This is a genomic window from Streptomyces sp. NBC_00483 (assembly GCF_036013745.1).
GTDB lineage: Bacteria > Actinomycetota > Actinomycetes > Streptomycetales > Streptomycetaceae > Streptomyces.
Genome location: NZ_CP107880.1, coordinates 3449823 through 3469835, shown reverse-complemented (window position 1 = coordinate 3469835; position 20013 = coordinate 3449823). Strand labels below are relative to the sequence as shown.

The 20013-nt window shown below is 70.6% G+C and carries 19 protein-coding genes; 5 read left to right on the top strand and 14 right to left on the bottom strand.

Features of this window, described 5'->3' with window-relative positions; translation table 11 throughout:
- Positions 1–47 precede the first annotated feature (47 nt).
- The gene (locus OHA73_RS15370; RefSeq protein WP_327655313.1) at positions 48–2507 is read left to right on the top strand and encodes a beta-glucosidase family protein; all 2460 of its coding nucleotides are present in this window, start codon (positions 48–50) and stop codon (positions 2505–2507) included.
- Positions 2508–2634: 127 nt separating this feature from the next.
- Here the strand turns inward: OHA73_RS15370 and OHA73_RS15365 are convergent, their stop codons facing one another.
- Together OHA73_RS15365 and OHA73_RS15360 are read right to left on the bottom strand one after the other, a co-directional pair.
- Complete coding sequence (locus OHA73_RS15365) at positions 2635–3633, bottom strand: aldose epimerase family protein (protein WP_327655312.1); 999 nt, start codon at positions 3631–3633, stop codon at positions 2635–2637.
- 46 nt (positions 3634–3679) lie between these two features.
- Positions 3680–4603 carry an SGNH/GDSL hydrolase family protein gene (locus OHA73_RS15360; protein ID WP_327655311.1) on the bottom strand — a complete coding sequence of 308 codons (924 nt, stop codon included), beginning with the start codon at positions 4601–4603 and terminating at the stop codon, positions 3680–3682.
- A 338-nt stretch (positions 4604–4941) separates the two neighbouring features.
- Between OHA73_RS15360 and OHA73_RS15355 the strand changes: the two genes are divergently transcribed.
- Positions 4942–5436, top strand: coding sequence for a DUF3145 domain-containing protein (locus OHA73_RS15355; RefSeq protein ID WP_327655310.1), 495 nt, complete (start codon positions 4942–4944; stop codon positions 5434–5436).
- Positions 5437–5647: 211 nt separating this feature from the next.
- Here the strand turns inward: OHA73_RS15355 and OHA73_RS15350 are convergent, their stop codons facing one another.
- The 5 genes from OHA73_RS15350 to OHA73_RS15330 form a co-directional block, all read right to left on the bottom strand.
- Positions 5648–6919: a beta-ketoacyl-[acyl-carrier-protein] synthase family protein gene (locus OHA73_RS15350; RefSeq protein ID WP_267070576.1), complete on the bottom strand. Its 1272-nt coding sequence runs from the start codon at positions 6917–6919 to the stop codon at positions 5648–5650.
- An 88-nt stretch (positions 6920–7007) separates the two neighbouring features.
- Entirely contained in the window at positions 7008–7256 is a 249-nt protein-coding gene (locus OHA73_RS15345) for an acyl carrier protein (RefSeq protein ID WP_266720003.1), read from the bottom strand.
- 73 nt (positions 7257–7329) lie between these two features.
- A complete protein-coding gene (locus tag OHA73_RS15340; RefSeq protein ID WP_266720005.1) occupies positions 7330–8361 on the bottom strand; it encodes a ketoacyl-ACP synthase III in 1032 nt (343 codons plus the stop codon).
- Between the two features lie 18 nt (positions 8362–8379).
- The gene (locus tag OHA73_RS15335; RefSeq protein ID WP_267070577.1) at positions 8380–9306 is read right to left on the bottom strand and encodes an ACP S-malonyltransferase; all 927 of its coding nucleotides are present in this window, start codon (positions 9304–9306) and stop codon (positions 8380–8382) included.
- 89 nt (positions 9307–9395) lie between these two features.
- Entirely contained in the window at positions 9396–10625 is a 1230-nt protein-coding gene (locus tag OHA73_RS15330; protein ID WP_443063078.1) for a PucR family transcriptional regulator, read from the bottom strand.
- Positions 10626–10719: 94 nt separating this feature from the next.
- Here OHA73_RS15330 and OHA73_RS15325 point away from each other — a divergent pair, with 94 nt between their 5' ends.
- Positions 10720–11376 carry a pirin family protein gene (locus OHA73_RS15325; protein WP_267070578.1) on the top strand — a complete coding sequence of 219 codons (657 nt, stop codon included), beginning with the start codon at positions 10720–10722 and terminating at the stop codon, positions 11374–11376.
- A gap of 91 nt (positions 11377–11467) precedes the next feature.
- On the opposite strand, the gene OHA73_RS15320 is transcribed toward OHA73_RS15325, so the two are convergent.
- Both OHA73_RS15320 and OHA73_RS15315 read right to left on the bottom strand, forming a co-directional pair.
- Positions 11468–12277, bottom strand: coding sequence for a serine hydrolase domain-containing protein (locus tag OHA73_RS15320; RefSeq protein ID WP_266720010.1), 810 nt, complete (start codon positions 12275–12277; stop codon positions 11468–11470).
- Positions 12278–12307: 30 nt separating this feature from the next.
- A complete protein-coding gene (locus OHA73_RS15315; RefSeq protein ID WP_266720012.1) occupies positions 12308–12775 on the bottom strand; it encodes a GNAT family N-acetyltransferase in 468 nt (155 codons plus the stop codon).
- Positions 12776–12887: 112 nt separating this feature from the next.
- On the opposite strand from OHA73_RS15315, the gene OHA73_RS15310 reads away from it, so the two are divergent.
- Both OHA73_RS15310 and OHA73_RS15305 read left to right on the top strand, forming a co-directional pair.
- Positions 12888–13361: a MerR family transcriptional regulator gene (locus OHA73_RS15310; RefSeq protein WP_266720014.1), complete on the top strand. Its 474-nt coding sequence runs from the start codon at positions 12888–12890 to the stop codon at positions 13359–13361.
- A 5-nt stretch (positions 13362–13366) separates the two neighbouring features.
- The gene (locus tag OHA73_RS15305) at positions 13367–14413 is read left to right on the top strand and encodes an aldo/keto reductase (RefSeq protein WP_327655309.1); all 1047 of its coding nucleotides are present in this window, start codon (positions 13367–13369) and stop codon (positions 14411–14413) included.
- Positions 14414–14455: 42 nt separating this feature from the next.
- Here OHA73_RS15305 and OHA73_RS15300 read toward each other — a convergent pair whose 3' ends face one another.
- From OHA73_RS15300 to OHA73_RS15280, 5 genes are all read right to left on the bottom strand, one after another.
- Complete coding sequence (locus OHA73_RS15300; RefSeq protein WP_327655308.1) at positions 14456–15685, bottom strand: acyltransferase family protein; 1230 nt, start codon at positions 15683–15685, stop codon at positions 14456–14458.
- Positions 15682–16812 (bottom strand): alpha/beta hydrolase, encoded by a 1131-nt coding sequence (locus tag OHA73_RS15295; protein WP_327655307.1) that lies wholly within the window; start codon positions 16810–16812, stop codon positions 15682–15684. The genes OHA73_RS15300 and OHA73_RS15295 overlap by 4 nt, the downstream gene beginning before the upstream one ends.
- A gap of 153 nt (positions 16813–16965) precedes the next feature.
- The gene (locus tag OHA73_RS15290; RefSeq protein ID WP_266720021.1) at positions 16966–17643 is read right to left on the bottom strand and encodes a response regulator; all 678 of its coding nucleotides are present in this window, start codon (positions 17641–17643) and stop codon (positions 16966–16968) included.
- A gap of 15 nt (positions 17644–17658) precedes the next feature.
- Positions 17659–19035 carry a sensor histidine kinase gene (locus OHA73_RS15285; protein ID WP_327655306.1) on the bottom strand — a complete coding sequence of 459 codons (1377 nt, stop codon included), beginning with the start codon at positions 19033–19035 and terminating at the stop codon, positions 17659–17661.
- Between the two features lie 81 nt (positions 19036–19116).
- On the bottom strand, positions 19117–19995 hold the full coding sequence (locus tag OHA73_RS15280; protein ID WP_267070584.1) for a DUF4429 domain-containing protein: 879 nt from the start codon (positions 19993–19995) through the stop codon (positions 19117–19119).
- Between the last annotated feature and the right edge of the window lie 18 nt (positions 19996–20013).

Genomic DNA, 20013 nt, shown 5'->3' with positions numbered 1-20013 from the left:
ACGGGTGCAGGATGGAGCTGCCCAGACTTCGACGAGGAGGTGCCGGCATGGCGCAGCAGGCGGACGACGGTAAGGGGCGGGCCGACCGGGCCCGCGAGGCGGCGGTCGAGGCCGCGCTCGGCAAGCTCGATCTGGACACCAAGGCCCGGCTGCTCGGCGGCCAGGACATGTGGTCGCTGCCCGCGGTCCCCGACATCGGACTGAAGTCCCTCGTCATGTCCGACGGCCCCATCGGCGTGCGCGGAGTGCGCTGGAGCGCCGACGACCCGTCGATCGCGCTGCCGTCACCGACCGCGCTCGGCGCCACCTGGGACCCCGAACTGGCCCGCCGGGCAGGGGTGTTGCTCGCCCAGGAGGCCCGCCGCAAGGGCGTCCACGTGCTGCTCGCCCCGACCGTGAACCTGCACCGCTCCCCGCTCGGCGGCCGCCACTTCGAGACGTACAGCGAGGACCCGTACCTCGCCGGGCTCATGGGCACCGGCTACGTCCAGGGCGTGCAGTCCGGCGGCGTCGGCACGACCATGAAGCACTACGTGGCGAATGACGCGGAGACGGACCGCTTCACGGTGAACAACGTGGTCTCCGAACGGGCCCTGCGCGAGCTGTACTTGGCCCCCTTCGAGGCCATCGTCAAGAACGCCCGCCCGTGGGGCGTCATGACCGCCTACAACGCGGTCAACGGCACCTCGATGACCGAACACCGCCACCTCGTCAACGAGATCCTGCGCGGCGAGTGGGGCTTCGACGGCTTCAACGTCTCCGACTGGATGGCCGCCCGCTCCACCGTCGGAGACATCAAGGGCGGCCTGGACGCCGCGATGCCCGGCCCGCTGACGGTGTACGGCCCGGCGCTCGTGGAGGCCGTCCGCTCCGGCGAGGTCGACGAGTCCGAGGTCGACGGGGCCGTACGCAATGTGCTGCGGCTCGCCGCCCGCGTCGGCGCCCTCGAAGGTGCCGAACCCGTCGTCGGTGAGCCGCCGGCGGAGGTCGACGGCGGGGCCCTGGCCCGCGAGATCGCCCACCGCGCCTTCGTTCTCCTGCGCAACTCCGGTGTGCTGCCGCTGAGTTCGGACGCGCGGGTCGCCCTCATCGGGGCCGCCGCGCGCGACGCCCGCGTCCTCGGTGGCGGCTCCGCCACCGTCTTCCCGTCCCGGATCGTCTCGCCGCTCGACGGTTTGACCGCCGCGCTGCCGTCGCTGACCTACAGCGTCGGCGCCGACCCGAGCGACGAACTCGCCGTCGCCGACAAGGGGTTCGCACTCCGCGCCGTCTGCCGCGACGCCGAAGGCGCCGTCCTAGGGGAGGGCACGCTCCCGAACGGCCAGGTCCAGTGGCTCGGCAGCGACCTGCCCGCCGGCGTCACCCACGAGGCCCTGCACAGCATTGAGGTGACCGGCACCTTCACGCCGCGCGAGAGCGGCGACCACGCCTTCGGAACGCGCGGCCTCGGCGCCTTCACCCTCACCGTCGACGGCACCGTCCTGTACGAGGGCGCGCAGGCCATGGGCCCCGAGTCCGACCCCTTCGAGGCGTTCATCGGCGCCCCGGTGGAACGCGGCAAGGTGACGCTGACGCAGGGGCAGCCGGTCGAGATCTCCCTCCTCCACACCCTCGACAAGTCCCTCGCGATGCCGCTGCCCGCGGTGATGTTCAGCCTCATGCACCTCGACCCGCGCCAGGACGCCGACACCCTGCTCGCCGAGGCCGTCGCCGCTGCGCGTGACGCCGAGGTCGCCGTCGTCGTGGTCGCCACGACGGACCGCGTGGAGTCCGAGGGTTTCGACCGCGCCGACCTCCGACTCCCCGGCCGCCAGGACGAGTTGGTACGCGCGGTGGCCGCCGCCAACCCGAACACCGTGGTGGTCGTCAACTCCGGTTCCCCGGTGGAGATGCCGTGGCGCGAGGACGTCGCCGCCGTGCTGCTGTCGTGGTTCCCCGGCCAGGAGGGCGGCGCCGCCCTCGCTGACGTCCTCACCGGAGCCGAGGAACCGGGTGGCCGCCTCCCCACCACGTGGGGCTCGCTGGCCGACGCGCCGGTCACCCAGGTGACTCCGGTGGACGGCCAACTCCCGTACACCGAGGACGTCTTCATCGGCTACCGCGCCTGGGAGAAGTCGGGCGCGGTCCCCGCCTACCCCTTCGGTCACGGCCTCGGCTACACCGACTGGGCGTACGAGTCGCTCGAGGTCCACGGCACCACGGCGACGGTCCGCCTCCGCAACACGGGCTCCCGCCCCGGCCGCGAGGTCGTCCAGCTCTACCTGTCCCCGGTGGACCGCGACGAGACCCGCCCCACCCGCTGGCTGGCCGGCTTCACCACGGTCACCGCGGCCCCCGGCGAGACGGTCTCGGCCACCATCGACCTCCCCCGCCGCGCCTTCGAAACCTGGGACGAGACGACGCAGGCGTGGTCCTTGGCCCCCGGCCCGTACGAGGTCCTGGCAGGCCGCTCCTTGACCGACACCCGCCTCTCAACCCCCTGCCCTCCAATCCCCTCCGAGACGTGAGCCCCTGCCCTTCAAGCCCTTGCGGGACGTGAGCCCGGGCATTTCGACCCCGCTCTGGACGTGAGCCCGGGCATTTCAAGCCCCGCCGGCGATTGAGGCGCGGGGCCCGGGGCAGAGCCCCGAGTCGTCAACCCCGGTTCCCGAACCGATACACCGTCTGCGACCGGTACACGTCCCCCGGCCGCAGCACGGTGGACGGAAACTCCACCCGGTTCGGCGAATCCGGAAAGTGCTGCGTCTCCAGCGCGATCCCGTCCCCGGGCGCAAACGGCAACGCCGCATCGAACCCGTCCGACGTGTACAACTGCACACCCGGCTCAGTCGTCCCCACCACCAACACCCGCCCCGACGCCGGATCGCACAACTCGGCCACCTCCACGGCCTCGCCGCCGACCCCCTTGTCGAGCACATAGTTGTGGTCGTACCCGCCCCCGACCTTCCGGCTCTCCCGGAAATCGAACCGCGTCCCGCCCACATCGACCAGCTCCCCGGTCGGAATGAGCCCCTCGTCGACGGCCGTCACCCGCCCACCGGCGATCCGCAGCTCATGACCGCCCGCGCTCCCGGACGCGGCCCCGCCGAGATTCCAGTACGTGTGATTGGTCAGGTTCACATGCGTCGCCGCATCCGTGACGGCCTCGTACGAGATCCGCAGCGCCCCGCCCGCCTCCAACTCGTACGTCACCGAGACCTCGACCCGCCCCGGGAATCCCTCCTCGCCGTGCGGCGACACACGGCTCAGCCGCACCCCGTGCTCCCCGACGGCCTCCGCGTCCCACACCCGCTTGTCGAAGCCGCGCTCACCGCCGTGCAGCGAATTCGGCCCGTTGTTCTGCGCGAGGTGGTAGATCCGCTCGTCCAGCGGGAACCGGCCGCCGGCGATCCGGTTCGCGTACCGCCCGACCACCGCGCCCAGATACGGCTCCGGGTGCGTCAGATACCCGTCCAGATCGGCGAACCCGAGCACCACGTCGGCCACGGCGCCGTCCCGGTCGGGCACCTCCACCGACTGCAGGATCCCGCCGTACGTCAGGATGCGTACCCGCACTCCGTCCCGCTCCAGGATCCAGCGGTGGACGGGCGTGCCGTCGGGGTCGGGCAGGGTGCCGAAGAGTTCGCTGCTCATGATCGCGACCCTACGCCCGCGCGCCAGGCCCTGGTTGGGGAGGCTGCTACGGCTGCTCGGCCGTCACCCCGCGGTACGCGAGCGCGGCGAGCCGGGCCTGCCCGTTCACGCTCGGGTGGAACCAGTCCCACTCGCTCAACTGCGCCTGCCCGAACTTGTACCCGAACACGGCCCCGCCGTCGTACCGGCACTTCTTGTCCTTTGCGCAGACCTCGCGCAGCACCTCGTTGTACGCCTTCACGCGCGCCTGCACGGAGTCCCGCCGCGCGGTGGCCGCGGAGTTCAGATCGTCCGGATCGGCCAGCATCGAGGCGCAGATGCCGAGCTTCCACACCTGCTTGCCCAGCGGATTCGCCCGCCCCTGCGACCAGAGCCGCTTCAGATCCGGCACGCTCAGAACGTACACCTGCGCCTTGGGCGCCGTGCGCCGCAACTGGCGCAGGGATTCCTCGAAGTCGGCCCGGAAGTCCGCGACAGGGGTCATTCCGGCGGCCGTAGGGCGGCATGCGTCGTTCGAGCCGGCCATGACCGTCACGAGTTCCGGCTTCTCGGCCGCCGCCAGGCTCATCTGCTCGGGCAGATCGGCCATCCGCGCCCCGGTCCGGGCGTGGTTCCAACTGTGCGTCTTGGCGCGGCTCTCACCGAGCAACCGCACGGCCAGGCTCTTGACCGACTTGTCCGTCCCCGTCGCCCACGACACCTTGGGGCAGTCGGAGAGCACCGAGCACGCGTCGAAGCCGCGCGTGATCGAGTCACCCACCGCGGCAACCGACCGGGGCTTCGTGTCCCACGTGGGAGTGGGCTTCGGCGACGGCTTCGCGGAGCTCGGGGAGCCGGCGGGACCGGGGGAGTTGTCACCTGTGGCGTCGCACGCGACGAGCGAGCCGGCTCCGAGCACGGAGGCCGTCACAGCCGCGACAGCGGCCCGAATGGCGAACGGCCGGTCGCCACGGTCGCTACGCTTCCGCATCGGCCCTCCTGCCTCTCGCTCGCCCTCACCGGCCCTTGCCCGACCCGTCTGACGTCGCCCGCGGGGGCGGGGTTGCCTCCCGCCGGGTGAAAGGTCGGTGTTTGTGAGCCCCGGGACCGACAGTACGTCACACTCCTTGCGCTGCTGCGCGATAGCCTCGCCCCGGGATCCCCGGTCGACCCACTGGGGGCCCGCTGTACCGGTTCCGCTAAATTACTACACGTCAGATGTGTCCCTTTTTGTCTGGACCTTTTCGTTCCGGACGACAAGGGAAGAAGGCTCGGCACGGGCGCGAGGCCGCTGGGGAAGGCGAACCTCGACCCACACTGGAGGTCCCGGTGACGACACGTGGAGTTCTGTACGTGCACTCCGCTCCGCGCGCGCTGTGCCCGCACGTCGAATGGGCGGTCGCGGGCGTACTCGGCGCGCGCGTCAGCCTCGACTGGATCAGGCAGCCCGCGGCGCCGGGCACCTGGAGATCAGAGTTCTCCTGGCGCGCCGAGGCGGGCATCGCGTCCAAGCTGGCCTCCGCGCTGCGCGGTTGGCAGCTGCTGCGCTTCGAGGTGACGGCCGAACCCTGCGCCGCCGCCGAGGGCGAGCGCTACAGCGCCACCCCCGAACTCGGCATCTTCCACGCCATCACCGGCATCCACGGCGACATCCTCATCCCGGAGGACCGCCTGCGCGCCGCACTGACCCGCTCCAAGGCCGGCGAGACGGACCTGGAGGTCGAACTAGCGACCCTCCTCGGCAAGCCCTGGGACGACGAACTGGAGCCTTTCCGCTACGCCGGCGAGGGCGCCCCCGTGAGATGGCTCCACCAGGTGGTGTAATCCCGGCCTTTTCTCGAGGTGGGCGCTGAGGTGAGGGTCGCCCAGTGGGGGGGGCACGGGGATCTGCTTTTCAGGGGCGCGGGGAACTGCGCAAACCCACAGCGAATCCGCACCCGCAAGCACCGATCACGCCACACACATACGCACACGAAAAACGGAGTGGGCCCGCCCGGTACCCCAGGGCAGGCCCACTCCCACGTTCAGCGGAGCGTCAGACCGTGCGGAAGGCCAACACCACGTTGTGCCCACCGAAGCCGAACGAGTCGTTCAGCGCGGCGATCCGACCGTCGACGGGCAGCTTGCGCGCCTCGCCACGGACGACGTCGGCGGTGCCCTCGGCCTCCGGGTCGAGGTTCTCGACGTTGATGGTCGGCGGAGCCATGCGGTTGTACAGCGCGAGCACCGACGCCACGGACTCGACACCACCGGCGCCGCCGAGCAGATGCCCGGTCATCGACTTCGTGCCGGAGACGGCGAAGTGGTCGGCGTCGTCACCGAAGACCTTGCGCAGCGCCTTCAGCTCGGCGATGTCACCGGCGGGCGTCGACGTCGCGTGCGCGTTGACGTGCACGATCTCCGCCGGGTCCAGGTCGGTGTTGTCCAGCAGGTTCTGCAGGGCGTGCGCGATGCCGCGGCCCCCCGGCTCCGGCTGCACGATGTCGTGGCTGTCGGCGGAGATGCCCTGGCCGACCGCCTCCGCGTAGACGCGGGCGCCGCGCTCGGCGGCGTGCTCGGCCGACTCCAGGATGATGACGCCGGCGCCCTCACCGAGCACGAACCCGTCCCGGGCCGTGTCGTAGGGACGCGAAGCACCCTGCGGGTCGTCGTTGTTCTTGGACATCGCCATCATGTTGCCGAACGCGGCGATGGGCAGCGGGTGGATGGCCGCTTCCGTGCCACCGCAGACGACGACGTCGGCGCGGCCGGTGCGGATCATCTCGATGCCGTAGCCGATGGCCTCGGCGCCGGAGGCGCAGGCGGAGACCGGCGTGTGCACACCCGCGCGGGCGTTCACGGCCAGGCCCACGTTGGCCGAAGGGCCGTTGGGCATCAGCATCGGCACGGTGTGCGGGGAGACGCGGCGTACGCCCTTCTCCTTCAGCACGTCGTACTGGTCGAGGAGCGTGGTCACGCCGCCGATGCCGGACGCGATGACGGCGCCCAGACGGTCGGGGTCGACAGCCGGGTCGTCGCCCGCCTTGTCGGTGAAACCGGCGTCGGCCCAGGCTTCCTTGGCGGCGATCAGCGCGAACTGCGCGGAACGGTCCAGCTTGCGGGCCTGCGGGCGGGGGATGACCTCGCCCGGCTCAACGGCGACCGGCGCCGCGATGCGGACCGCCTGGTCGGCGGCCCACTCCTGCTCAAGGGGCTTGACGCCGGAACGTCCGGCGACGAGGCCCTCCCAGGTGGATGTCGCGTCGCCACCCAGCGGTGTGGTTGCGCCGATACCGGTGACGACCACGGTGCGATTGGTCGAGCTCACAGGAATTCTTTCTCCAACGGATCCGAGGGATTCAGCGGCGCCACCGCCGGGTGGCGGAGCGACTGACCAACTGACTGAGGCTTGTGGCTCAGTTCTGGTGGTCGAGGATGTACTTCGTGGCGTCGCCGACGGTCTTGAGGTTCTTGACGTCGTCGTCCGGGATCTTGACGTCGAAGCGCTCTTCGGCGGCGACGACGACCTCGACCATGGACAGCGAGTCGACGTCCAGGTCATCGGTGAAGGACTTGTCCAGCTGGACGTCCTCGGTGGGGATCCCGGCGATCTCGTTCACGATCTCGGCGAGACCGGCGACGATCTCTTCCTGAGTGGCGGCCATTGTGGCGCTCCTTCGGTGTGTATCCAGAGGGTGTGGCGGCATCCGGTTCGGATCGAAGATCCGCACAGGATGCCTAGGGGAGGGTAACGACCGTGGCGGCGTACACGAGACCCGCCCCGAAGCCGATGACGAGCGCGGTGTCGCCGCTCTTCGCCTCGCCGGTCGCCAGAAGCCGCTCCATAGCGAGCGGAATCGAGGCGGCCGACGTGTTGCCGGTGGTGCGGATGTCACGGGCGACCGTGACGTGCTCCGGCAGTTTCAGAGTCTTCACCATCGAGTCGATGATCCGCTCGTTGGCCTGGTGGGGAATGAAGACATCCAGGTCGTCCGGGTTGATCCCGGCCGCGTCCAGCGCCTGCTGGGCGACCTTCGCCATCTCGAACACGGCCCAGCGGAAGACCGCCTGGCCCTCCTGCGTGATCGCAGGGAACTTGACGTTGCCCTGGGAGTCCAGAGGCAGCTGCGAGACATCACCGATGCGGTACGTGTCCCACGGCACGGTCTGCTTGATGGTGCCGGCCTTGTCGCCCTCGGAGCCCCACACGGTCGGGCCGATCTCGGGCTCCTGGGACGGGCCGACGATCACGGCACCGGCGCCGTCACCGAACAGGAAGGCCGTCGCGCGGTCCTCCAGGTCGGTCAGGTCGGAGAGTCGCTCCACGCCGATGACCAGCACGTACTCCGCGCTGCCCTCGACGATCATGCCCTTGGCGAGCGTGAGGCCGTAGCCGAAGCCGGCGCAGCCCGCGGAGATGTCGAACGCGGCGGCCTTGTCCGTGCCGAGCTTGTCCGCGATCTCCGTCGCGATGGCCGGCGTCTGCGCGAAGTGCGAGACGGTCGACACGACCACGGAGCCGATCTGCTCCGGCCGGATGCCGGCGTTCGCGATGGCCTTGCCGGACGCCTCGACCGACATCATGGCCACGGTCTCCTCGTCACTGGCCCAGTGACGGGTGGAGATGCCGGAGCGCGAGCGGATCCACTCGTCGGACGAGTCGATCTTCTCGAGGATCACCTCGTTCGGCACGACCCGCGTCGGGCGGTAGCCGCCGACGCCGAGGATGCGCGCGTACGGGGCACCCTTGCTGGGCTTGATCTTCGACATGCTGCTCGGATCTCCTTGTCAGGCCGTGGCTGCTGCGGCTACTTCGGCGATCAGGGCGCGGGCTGCGTCGAGGTCGTCGGGGGTCTTCAGGGCGAGAGTCTTGACGCCGGGGAGCGCGCGCTTGGCGATCCCGGTGAGGGTGCCGCCCGGGCACACCTCGATGAGCGCGGTCACACCGAGCTCCTGGAACGTCTCCATGCACAGGTCCCAGCGGACCGGGTTCGCGACCTGGCCGACCAGGCGGGAGACCACCTCGGCGCCGGTCGCGACGGCCTTGCCGTCCTTGTTCGAGACATACGTGACCGTGGGGTCGGCCGGGGCCAGCTCCTTGGCGGCCTCCTCCAGCTTCGTCACGGCCGGTGCCATGTGCCGGGTGTGGAACGCGCCCGCCACCTTCAGCGGCACCACGCGGCGCACCCCCTCGGGCTTGTCGGCCTCGAGGGCGGCCAGCTCCTCCAGCGTGCCGGCGGCCACGATCTGGCCCGCGCCGTTCACATTCGCCGGAGTCAGGCCCAGCTTCTCCAGGTGCGGGACGGTGACCTCGGGGTCGCCGCCGAGCAGCGCCGACATCCCGGTCTCCGTGATCGCCGCGGCCTCCGCCATGGCCAGACCACGCGTGCGCACGAGCTTCAGCGCGGCGGCCTCGTCGAGCACCCCAGCGAACGTCGCGGCGGTGATCTCACCGACGCTGTGCCCCGCCACGGCGCCCGGCGCCACATCGCCGAGCGCGGAGGCCGAGAGCAGCCCGGCCGCGACAAGGAGCGGCTGGGCGACGGCCGTGTCACGGATCGCGTCCGCGTCGGCCTGCGTGCCGTAGTGGGCAAGGTCGAGGCCGATGGCGTCGGACCACGCGGCAACGCGGTCGGCGGCACCGGGGAGTTCGAGCCAGGGAGTCAGGAAGCCGGGCGTCTGGGCGCCTTGGCCGGGAGCGACGAGTACGAGCACTCTCACACTCTCTCTTGGGGACGGGTCGGGCCGCCGGTGGGGACAGGGACGAAGAACCGAAGGGGGAATTGTAGGCCCCCGACAAAAGCCTACGACTGGGGATCGGCCTCGGCCAGACGCCCCAGGATGAGAGCGATGCGCAAGGTGAAGGCCGAGCGGACATCCGAAGGCGACCATCCGGTGACGTCGGTCACACGTCGAAGCCGGTAGCGGACGGTATTCGGATGCACGAAGAGCATCCGGGCCGCGCCCTCCAGACTGCTTGCCTGTTCCAGGTAGACGCTGAGCGTCTCGAGGAGCGCCGAGCCCGCTTCCTCGAGCGGTCTGTAGATCTCCTCCACCAACTGCTCTCGCGCGGCGGGGTCTCCTGCGATCGCGCGCTCCGGAAGTACATCGTCCGCCAGAACGGGACGCGGAGCGTCCTGCCAGGCGCTGCACGCCTTGAGCCCGGCGGCCGCGGCCTGGGCGGACCGCGTGGCGGCCAACAGGTCGGGCACCACGGGCCCGGCGACCACGGCGCCCGCCGCGAACGGGCCGATCAGCGACTTCGCCACGGCCAACGGATTGTCGCTGCCGCCCGCGATCACGACGAGCCGGTTTCCGAGCACCCCGGTCAGGACCTGCAGCTTGGCGTGGCGGGAGGCCCGCCGGATCGCCTCCACCGTCAGCTCGCTGTCCCCGTCGGGCGCCGTGCCGAGCACCACGCACACGTGCTCGGGGGAGTTCCAGCCGAGTGCCGCGGCCCGGCTGACCGCACCCTCGTCGGCCTCCCCGGACAGGACGGCGTTCACCACGAGCGACTCGAGTCGCGCGTCCCAGGCGCCCCGCGCCTCGGCGGCCTGCGCGTACACCTGGGCGGTCGCGAAGGCGATCTCCCGTGCGTACACGAGCAGCGCCTCCCGCAGCACGCTCTCGTCGCCGGGCGCCGCCACCTCGTCGATGGCGGACTCCATGACCTCGATGGTCGTCCGCACCATCTCCACGGTCTGGCGCAGCGTGATCGCCCGGGTCAGCTCCCGGGGCGCGGTGCCGAACACATCCGTCGAGATGGCCTGCGGGGCGTCCGGGTGCCGGAACCACTCGGTGAACGCGGCGATGCCCGCCTGCGCCACCAGACCGATCCACGACCGGTTCTCCGGAGGCATCGCCCGGTACCAGGACAACGTCTCGTCCATGCGCGTAATCGCCTGCGCGGCGAGTGCCCCGGACGATTTCTCCAGGCGCTTCAGGGTCGCCGAGTGCGGGTGAGGCTCCGCGGGGCCGCCTCGACGGTCCGCTGGTTCGTTCGCTGAGGGCTGCTCTGATTCCGATTGGGGCACGGGGACAAGACTGCCTTATCGGGACGCCTCAGCGGAGTGGAGGGTCCGAGGTGAGCCCGTCGAACGGCCGGAAACGGGGGCTACCGTGTACCGCGTGATTGATGTACGCCGCTCCGGCGACCGCTATGTCGGCGGCGAACCCGAGGAGGGGATCGAATCCCTCCACGCGTTCTCCTTCGGCCCGCACTACGACCCGGACAACCTGCGCTTCGGTGCGATCCTCGCCTGCAACGAGGAACGCCTCGCGCCGGGCGCCGGCTTCGACGAACACCCCCACAGCCACACGGAGATCGTCACCTGGGTCGTCACCGGTGAGCTCACCCACCGCGACTCATCCGGTCACGAGTCCGTGGTCCGTCCCGGCGATGTGCAGCGCCTCAGCTCCGGCGGGGGCGTCCGCCACGTCGAACGCAACGACGGCGTCGAGCCCCTCACCTTCGTCCAGATGTGGCTCGCCCCCCTCGCCCCGGGCGGTGACCCGGCGTACGAGGTGGTGCACGGCATCGCGGACTCCACCCCCTACGACGTCCCCGCGGCGGGCGCCATGCTGCACGTCCGGCGCCTGGCGGCGGGCGAGCGCGGAGAGGTGCCGGCCGCCCCCCATGTCTACGTCCACGTGGTGCAGGGCGAAGTGCGGCTCGGGGACACGGAGTTGGCCGACGGGGACGCCGCCCGCATCACCGCGGAGACCGACCTCGAGGTGCTGGCGACGACGGAGACCCAGCTGCTGATCTGGGAGATGGGCGACTGATTCGCGGCGGGTGACCCGAGGCGGATGGTGGCCCGAAGAGGGTGGTGACCTGAGGCGGGCGGTACCCGAGGCGGGCCACCCCGCCCCGCGGTCAGACCTCCGCGAGCACCGCGTCGGTGAACGGCGGCCACACCTCGGCCGCCCACGGCCCGAACGCCCGGTCCGTCAGCGCCACAGCGGCCACCCCGGCATCCGGGTCCACCCACAGGAACGTGCCCGACTGCCCGAAGTGCCCGAACGTCCGCGGCGACGACGAACTGCCCGTCCAGTGCGGCGACTTGTGGTCCCGGATCTCGAATCCGAGCCCCCAGTCGTTCGGGTTCTGGTGCCCGTACCCCGGAAGCACACCCTTCGTGCCCGGGTACTGCACGGTCATCGCCTCGGCCACGGTCCGCGGGTCGAGCAGTCGCGGCGCCTGCACCTCGGCGGCGAACCGCACCAGGTCGTCCACCGTCGACACACCGTCCTTGGCGGGCGATCCGTCGAGCGCCGTCCCCGTCATCCCCAGCGGTTCGAGCACGGCTTGGCGCAGGTACTCGCCGAACGGGATGTCCGTCGCCTTCGCGATGTGGTCCCCGAGGACCTCGAAGCCCGCGTTCGAGTACAGCCGCCGGGTGCCCGGCTCCGACGTCGTCTTGTGCTCGTCGAAGGCGAGGCCACTGGTGTGCGCGAGCAGGTGCCGGACCGTAGAGCCCTCGGGGCCCGCCGGCTCCTCCAGCTCGATCGCCCCCTCCTCGTACGCGACCAGCGCCGCGTAGGCCGCGAGCGGCTTGGTGACCGAGGCCAGCGGGAAACGGTGGGCCGTGGGTCCCCGGGTCCCCAGCACTGTGCCGTCCGCACGGACGACGGCTGCTGCGGCGGTCGGTACCGGCCAGTTCTCGATCAACGCGAGGCTCTGCATGCGTACGAGCCTAATTCCTCGCTGACGGCGTCAGAGAGTCAGCCTCATGGCGGGCGCGGGAGTGCGGGCGAAGCCGAGGGAGGAGTACAGGGGCTCGCCCTCGGCGGAGGCGTGCAGATCGACGCGGCGCACGTCGCGCTCCTTGAACCAGGCCAGCAGCGCCTCCATGCAGGCCCGCGAGTAGCCGCGGCGTCGGTGCGCGGGATCGGTGCAGACATTGAAGACGTGTCCCGCAGTGCCCTCGGGGTTTCCGGGACCGCCCAGGCTGAGGTTGATGGTGCCGGTCGCACAGGCCGCGAGCGTGCCCGGAACGTCCGGTGCCTCGACCACGAATACCGCCAACGGGCCGCCCTCGTCGGCCAGATGGGACCGCAGGACCCGCGCCGTGTACGGCTGCCACTCCAGGTCGTCGCTCGGTCTCATCGAGTCCAGCATGATCTTGCGCAGGCGGACCAGTTCTTCGGCGTCGGCGGGCGTGGCACGGCGTACGGCAGTCATGGCCCGCACCGTAACCGGGCCGTCTTCGAGGTGTCCTCCCTATTTCGTGTGCCGCCCTATTTCCTGTGCCGTGCTTGCCTGGAGTGCACTCCAAGGTTCTAGCGTGGGGGCCATGACGGTGATGGAGACCACGTCCCGCTCCCGCGCGGCGACCCGGAAGACCGACAACTGTGCCTCGGCACCCCACTCACATCCCCGCCCCGAGGGCCAGGACCACTACACGATCAGCGAGGTCGTCGCCCTCACCGGACTGACCGCCCACACCTTGCGCTGGTACGAGCGGATCGGCCTGATGCCCGACGTCGACCGCTCGCACACCGGGCAGCGCCGCTACAGCAACCGTGACCTGGACTGGCTGTCGCTCGTCGGCAAGCTCCGGCTCACCGGGATGCCGGTGGCCGACATGGTGCGCTACGCCGAGCTGGTGCGCCGGGGCGAGGAGACCTTCGACGAACGCAGGGAGCTCCTGGAAGCGACCCGCCGCGACGTCCTGAACCGGGTGGCGGAGCTGCAGGACACCTTGTCCGTACTGGACTACAAGATCGACTTCTATGCGGGTGCCCGACCGGCGCCGGAGGGGGCTTGAACCGCATGAGCAGCACGGAGCGGTCGCCGCAGGCGAGCGAGCAGCGGCGCATTTCCACTGTTGAGTTGGGAAAGAACGGGCCCGTGGTGGGCATTCAGGGCCTCGGCTGCATGGGAATGAGCTGGGCCTATGGACCGACGGACGCCGATGAGGCCAGGGCCACCCTGGAGCGGGCGCTGGAACTCGGCGTCACCTTGTACGACACCGCCGACGCCTACGGTGCCGGTGAGAACGAGAAGTTCCTTTCTCCTTTCGTCAAGGCGCATCGCGACGAGCTCGTCCTTGCGACCAAGTTCGCCATCGGATCCGATCCGAGCGACCCGTACAAGCGCGTCATCAACAACGACCCCGCCTACATCAGGACCTGCATCGACTCCAGCCTCCAACGCCTGGACGTCGACTCGGTCGACCTGTACTACATGCACCGCCGCGACCCGAAGGTGCCGATCGAGGAGACGGTCGGCGCGATGGCCGAACTCGTCGCCGCCGGCAAGGTCAAGTACCTCGGCCTGAGTGAGGTGACCGCCGCCGAACTGCGCGCCGCCCAGGCCGTCCATCCGATCGCGGCCGTCCAGTCCGAGTGGTCGCTGTTCAGCCGCGACATCGAACGCTCGGTCGTGCCCGCCGCCGCCGAACTCGGCGTCGCCCTCGTGCCGTACTCCCCACTCGGGCGTGGCTTCCTCACCGGCGCCTTCGTCTCCGCCGACAAGGAACTCGCCGACGACGACTTCCGCCGCCACCAGCCCCGGTTCACCGGGGACAACGCCGCAGCCAACGCGGCCCTGTTGGAGCCGGTCCGTCAGGTCGCCGACGCCCACGGCGCCTCACTCGGCCAGGTCGCCCTGGCCTGGGTGCAGCAACAGGCGGGAGCCTTCGGCCTCGGCGTCGTCCCGATCCCCGGCACCCGCAAGCGCACGCGCGTCGAGGAGAACACCGCGGCGACCCAGGTCGTGCTCACCGATGAGGAACTGGCGCTCCTCGAGCCCATCGCCGCGAAGGTCTCGGGCGACCGCTACGCGGACATGGCCTTCACGTCGGCGGGCCGCGAGTAGCCGGACCGCCAGGGGAGGGGCGGCAGTGAGGCCCGCGGGGCCTCACGCCAGCCCCAGCGCGAACACCGCGAACCCGGCGGCGAGCAGCCCCGCCAGCGCCCGCCGCCCCCGACTCACCTGCTTCCACGGTGCCTCGAAGCCCCGCGCATAGCGGCCTATCAGGATGAGCAGAGTCGCGAACAGCGGTAGCCACGCGAGGCGGACCGCTATCCAGGCGAGCGTGTCCGGTGCCGTCGTGAGGCCCGGTATCGCGCCGGCGAACGAGCCGGGTATCGCCGCCGCGAGCAGCGCCGTCTGGTGCCAGCACAGGATGGTCATCGCCGACAGGTTGATGACCACGACCGGTGCCCACAGGGCCGGGCGGCGCAGCAGCTTGGCCAGGCGGTCCCGCACCAGTATCGCGGCGCCGCTCTGTGCGGCCGCAAGGGCGAGGACCAGCAGCGACGGCGGGTGCGAGTTCGTCCGCGCCTCGCCCGGTACCCCGACCATCGACGCCGGGTAGTGGAAGAGCAGCAGCAAGGCCGCGAACAGAGTCGTTCCACCGACGAGCAGCGCCCAGGCCCCCCGCTTTCCGAGTCTCTTCTCGCCCCAGCAGACGCCGAGTTGATAGGCGAACATCCAGCCCGGAAGGAGATTGAGCAGGCTCAGCCACGACGGCATGGCCGAGGAGAAGGGGCCGTACCGGAGGAAGTCGACGACGGCGACCGATCCGATCAGTGGGACCACGGACCAGGCACCGAGCCTGTGCGCCGCCTTGATGCACCACGGTGTGAGCGCGGTGATCACGGTGTAGATGCCGACGAACCACAGGGGCTGTATCACCAGGGTGGAAGCTGTGCGCAACGTCGGCAGGGGTACCCCAAGGGCGTACAGCAAGGGCGCCAGCGCGGCCCACACCGCGGTCACGCCCAGCACGGGACGGCCCAGACGGGCGAGCCTGCCCCGCAGCCAACCGGCCGTCGACGTGCCACGCTCCCGGGCCCGCCGGAACGACAGGACCGACGCGTATCCGCCGACGAGGAAGAAGACCCCGAGCATCTGCAACACCCAACTGAGGGGCGCGAAGAAGCCGAAGCTGCTCAGCGGGCTCGCATTGTGCAGGGCGCCCCGCGGGTCCAGCGTGAAGCCCGCGAGCAGCCAGTGACCCGCGGGCACGGCGAGCAGGGCCAACGCCCGCAGCCCGTCCACTGCCCGATCCCGGTGGGCCGGGGTCTTCGCTTCGACCGAGGCGATGGCCGAGGACACGGAAGTGCGGAGAGAAGTGGCGGTCATGACGCAGCTCCCGTGGCGATGTCGGCGAAGGCGCGCAGCGAGTCCGTGCCCGGCGCGAAGTAGCCCGTGTGGCCCTGGGCCTGCTCGGCAGGCACCCGGCGGGCTCCGAAGGAGGGGTCGGTCGGGTCGGTGCCGTGTCCCAGACCGAACAGCTCGACGTTCGGCACCTTGCCGATCCAGTCACTGTTGTCCCGGGCCGCCCACACCCTGGCGCGGGTGTGCAGTTCGGCCACCGTGTCGGCATGCATTCCGGGTGAACCGAGGGCCACAAGGTCCGCAGCGGGAAGCCGGGACGCGGCGAGCCCGCACACCACCGACCCGTAGCTGTGGCAGAAGACGGTCGGCTTCGGGGCGCCGGCCGCGGTGAGGCCCTGCGCGAAGCGGGCCAGCCTGGGGGCTCCCGCTTCGGCGAGCCGGCCCGTGGCCGCATCCGGGCCCAGACCCACCGGAGTGGTGTATCCGGCCCACGCCACCACGGCCGTCCGCCCGGCCGTCGCCCGGTGCAGCGAGCGCGCCATCCCGGCCGGTGTCCCGTAGACGTCCCTGGTCCGGTCGAACGTGCCCAGGTCGATATCGGAACCCGGCACGATCACGGAGACATGCCGAGCCGTCTCCAGGTCCCCGTAGACCTCGGCGACCTGGCCACGCCCGCGGGGATCGAAGGCGAGTATCCGGCGGCCTTGAGCGAGCAGTTGGGAGCAGCGGTCGGCGAGCGCACGCGCCGAGGTGCGCTGTTGCTCGGTAAGTGTGCGGTCCTTGGCGTCGGCGCGGGACCTGGCCTGCTCGGCCCGCAGCGACAGCGCGTTCGCCTCGTACCGCAGAGCGACCGGGGCACCGTCCAGATTGCCGACGACCGACGGGTGCCGCGCGACCAGAGCGCGCTGCTCCGCTGCGCTCAACCCGCGGAAGAAGGCGGCGACTTGAGCAGGCCTTGCTGTCGCGGGGTCAGGCAGACCGCGGCCCAGTGAATCGTCCGCGCGCCACGAAGCGGTGCCCGGGGGAGGGCCGGTGAGCGGGCGCTGCTCCTGGCCCGATGCCCAACCCGCCGTGCCGGACACGGCGATTGCCGTGAGCGCGGCGGCCGCCACGGCGCGACGGCCGCGTTGTTTCCATGAGCTCAGGCCCATCGCCCGTCTCCCCTTCGTCCAATGGTGTGACGAGGGGAAGGTAGGAGGACGGACGCGGCCGGGACGTCACACTGGGGAGCCAACCAGCCCTTGATACCTGGGTATTGATGACTGATACCGCAGTAGGGGGTCGGACGCCTCAGGAGTGGCGAATCACCGTCCGCCGGGCTCTACAAGACCCGATTCATACGCGAAGATCACGGCCTGCGCCCGGTCGCGCAGGCCCAACTTCGCCAGCACACGGCCGATATGGGTCTTCACCGTCTGCTCGGCCAGCACCAGCTTCTGCGCGATCTCCTGGTTGGACAGTCCGCGCGCGATCAGCTCGAGAACCTCGGACTCACGCGGGGTCAGGGTCTTCAGGAGCGGATCGTGGCTCTTGCGGTTTGCGGGGCGGGTCTTGGCGAAGTCCGCGATGAGGCGCTTGGTGACCGTGGGAGCGAGCAGTGCCTCACCGGCCGCGATCACGCGCACCGCGGAGATCAGATCGGCCGGTGGCGCGTCCTTGAGCAGAAACCCGGACGCGCCCGCCCGCAGTGCGGCGTACACATAGTCGTCGACGTCGAACGTGGTGAGCATCAGGACCTTCGGCCGGTGCACCACGCCGGGCGGCGGGTCCATCAGTTCCTTCGTTGCGGCCAGCCCGTCCATCTCGGGCATCCGGACATCCATGAGGACGACATCGGGATGCGTGGAGCGGCTCACCTGGACGCCTTCCTTGCCGTCCGGGGCCTCTCCCACGACGTCGATGTCGCTCTGTGCGTTCAACAGCGCGGCGAAACCCGCCCGCACCATGGTCTGGTCGTCGACGATGATCACGCGAATGGTCATGCGTGCCGAATTCCTTTATGCCGTCGGGGAGTCGGGCACGCTCAATGGGAGCCGGGCCGCGACACGGAAACCTCCGTCGGGCAGCGGGCCCACGTCCAGCGTGCCGCCGACCAACCGTACGCGCTCGTTCATCCCTATCAGCCCGTGTCCGGTACCGGCGGTCGATTCGACAGGCGATACCGGTTCCGCGGCCGGCCCGTTGACCACGACCACCAGCAGGGCGTCCCCGTCGAGGCTGATGGAGATCTGGGTCCGTGCACCCGGAGCATGCCGCACCACGTTCGACAGCGCCTCCTGCACGATGCGGTACGCGGAGAGGTCCACCGCCGGAGACACCTGGGCCAGCTCCACGACGAGAGCCAGCTCCGGATAGGACAGCTCGGCCGGCACCCCGCCTCGTACGGTCGCCTCGACCAGCTGCGGCAGGTGCGCGAGGCCGGGCTGCGGGACCAGGTCGCCCTGCGCCTCTTCGCTGCGCAGGACCGCGAGGAGACGGCGCATCTCGGTCAGTGACGCGCGCGCACCCGTGGCGATCGACTCGAACTCCTCGCGTGCCTCGTCGGGCAGGTCCTGCAGCCGGTAGGGCGCGGAGTCCGCCTGCACGGTGATCACCGACATGTGGTGGGCGACGACGTCGTGCAGCTCGCGCGCGATCCTGGCCCGCTCCTCGAGCAGTGTTCTGCGGGTCCGCTCGGCCTCGCTGATCGTCTCCTGCGCGACGAGCTTGCGTCTGGTCTCGCCGCGCTCCCGCAGCAGGGCGCCCAGGAGCAGCACCCCACCGCTCAGGACGATGAGGAGCACCCCCGTGTCCTGACTGGTGCTGTCGCGGAAGATGCCGACCACGATGCTGGCGGCGACGGTGACCAGCCAGATGTTCACGAGAACGCGACGGCTCTCCCGCAGAGCCAGCGCGATGCACAGCACCACGTAGGCCACGATCATCATGACCGTCCACGGCGAGGGATTGTGGGCGTCCCCCTGAAGCACAGGGATCGCGCCCAGCACGGCCGCGGTGATCATGATGTACCAGGCGGTCAGCGGGCGGCTCACCGCGAGGACCAGGGGAGCGGACTGGGCCACGCCGATCGCAGCGGCCAGTCCGCCGCCGACCCCGTAGTCGTTCGCCAATACCTGGGTCGTGGTCGGGATCAGCGCCGCGGTGAAGCCCAGCGCGAGCAGATAGGGCAACAGCCGCATCCAACGGCGGGGCGCGTGTGCCAGCAGGGGCTCCGACCGGTCGTCGCCCAGGGCCGCGGTGAGTGTCGAACCGGCCCAGGCAATCCGGTCGCCCAGCCCACGCACCGCTCCGGTCATGCGCCGAGAGCCCGCCGGGCCGGAACCGTCGTCCGGCGGGCGGGGCGTTTTCTCGGGAGATGGCGGTGCAGTGCTCATGGCCAGATCAGCGTAGACACCCGGGCCCGGTCGTGCCGTCATACCGGAGTGCTCAACCGCACCCCCTACCCAGGTATGAGGTCACAGCTCGGCGAGCAGCTCGGCCTTCTTCGACGTGAACTCCGCGTCGGTCACCAGACCCGCCTGGTGCAGCTCGCCCAGGTGCCGGATGCGGTCGGCGATGTCCGCGGGATCGCGCCTTCCGGCCCCCGCCGATTCGGTGCACAACGCCCCGCCCTGCGGCGGCGCCGGTCCGGACGCCCGCACGGCCGCCAGCACCGAGGCGGCGAACGGCAGTGACTCGTGCACCGGACCGTAGCCGAGGCCGAAGACGACCGCGGCCGGGTCCTGGTCCGCCTGACCGGGCTGTTCCCCGGAAGCGTCCCGGGGCAGCAGGCGCAGATGGCCCTCGAAGAGTTCGGGCGAGCGCCATTCGACGCCGCTCAGGTCCGAGATCGGGAACGTCTTGTCCCCGGCCTTCCATTTCGCGGAGGACGCCCCGGTCCAGAACCACCGGAAGGCCACCGAGTCTCCGTCGAACGTGGCCTTCCCGTCGTAGGCCTTGAACTGCCGGGGCGCCTCTGGAGGCGCCACCAGATACTTTTCCGGGCGCACGTCTTCGTGGTCGGAGATCTTCGCCCGCAGCTCGTCCGCGTAGTACTCGCCGAGCGTCTCCCGCTCGGCTGGCAGCACGAGGCGGTACGGGTCGCTCCCCTCCTTGAGCTGACCCGCAGCAGCGTCCATCAGGGGGTCCGCGCCCGGCCGCGGCACCGCGTGCAGCACGACGGTCCCGCGTTTTCCAGGCGTCAGGGACACCGCCGCGACCGCTTCCAGGGGGATGCGGCGTTCGCCCAGCGCCTGAAGGAGCTTCGGCGTGCGGATCCCCCGTTCGAAGCGGATGAGCACGGAGTCGGACTCGAACTCCCAGGCGGCATGAAATCCGGCCAGTACGTCACCCATGTGGCTCATCGTAGGCGG

Coding starts and splice junctions, on each gene's coding strand:
- OHA73_RS15280 (WP_267070584.1), bottom strand. CDS start 19,995: ATGGGTGACGTACTGGCCGGATTTCATGCCGCCTGGGAGTTCGAGTCC.
- OHA73_RS15345 (WP_266720003.1), bottom strand. CDS start 7,256: ATGGCCGCCACTCAGGAAGAGATCGTCGCCGGTCTCGCCGAGATCGTG.
- OHA73_RS15340 (WP_266720005.1), bottom strand. CDS start 8,361: ATGTCGAAGATCAAGCCCAGCAAGGGTGCCCCGTACGCGCGCATCCTC.
- OHA73_RS15310 (WP_266720014.1), top strand. CDS start 12,888: ATGACGGTGATGGAGACCACGTCCCGCTCCCGCGCGGCGACCCGGAAG.
- OHA73_RS15290 (WP_266720021.1), bottom strand. CDS start 17,643: ATGACCATTCGCGTGATCATCGTCGACGACCAGACCATGGTGCGGGCG.
- OHA73_RS15315 (WP_266720012.1), bottom strand. CDS start 12,775: ATGACTGCCGTACGCCGTGCCACGCCCGCCGACGCCGAAGAACTGGTC.
- OHA73_RS15305 (WP_327655309.1), top strand. CDS start 13,367: ATGAGCAGCACGGAGCGGTCGCCGCAGGCGAGCGAGCAGCGGCGCATT.
- OHA73_RS15370 (WP_327655313.1), top strand. CDS start 48: ATGGCGCAGCAGGCGGACGACGGTAAGGGGCGGGCCGACCGGGCCCGC.
- OHA73_RS15365 (WP_327655312.1), bottom strand. CDS start 3,633: ATGAGCAGCGAACTCTTCGGCACCCTGCCCGACCCCGACGGCACGCCC.
- OHA73_RS15300 (WP_327655308.1), bottom strand. CDS start 15,685: ATGACCGCCACTTCTCTCCGCACTTCCGTGTCCTCGGCCATCGCCTCG.
- OHA73_RS15285 (WP_327655306.1), bottom strand. CDS start 19,035: ATGAGCACTGCACCGCCATCTCCCGAGAAAACGCCCCGCCCGCCGGAC.
- OHA73_RS15295 (WP_327655307.1), bottom strand. CDS start 16,812: ATGGGCCTGAGCTCATGGAAACAACGCGGCCGTCGCGCCGTGGCGGCC.
- OHA73_RS15320 (WP_266720010.1), bottom strand. CDS start 12,277: ATGCAGAGCCTCGCGTTGATCGAGAACTGGCCGGTACCGACCGCCGCA.
- OHA73_RS15360 (WP_327655311.1), bottom strand. CDS start 4,603: ATGCGGAAGCGTAGCGACCGTGGCGACCGGCCGTTCGCCATTCGGGCC.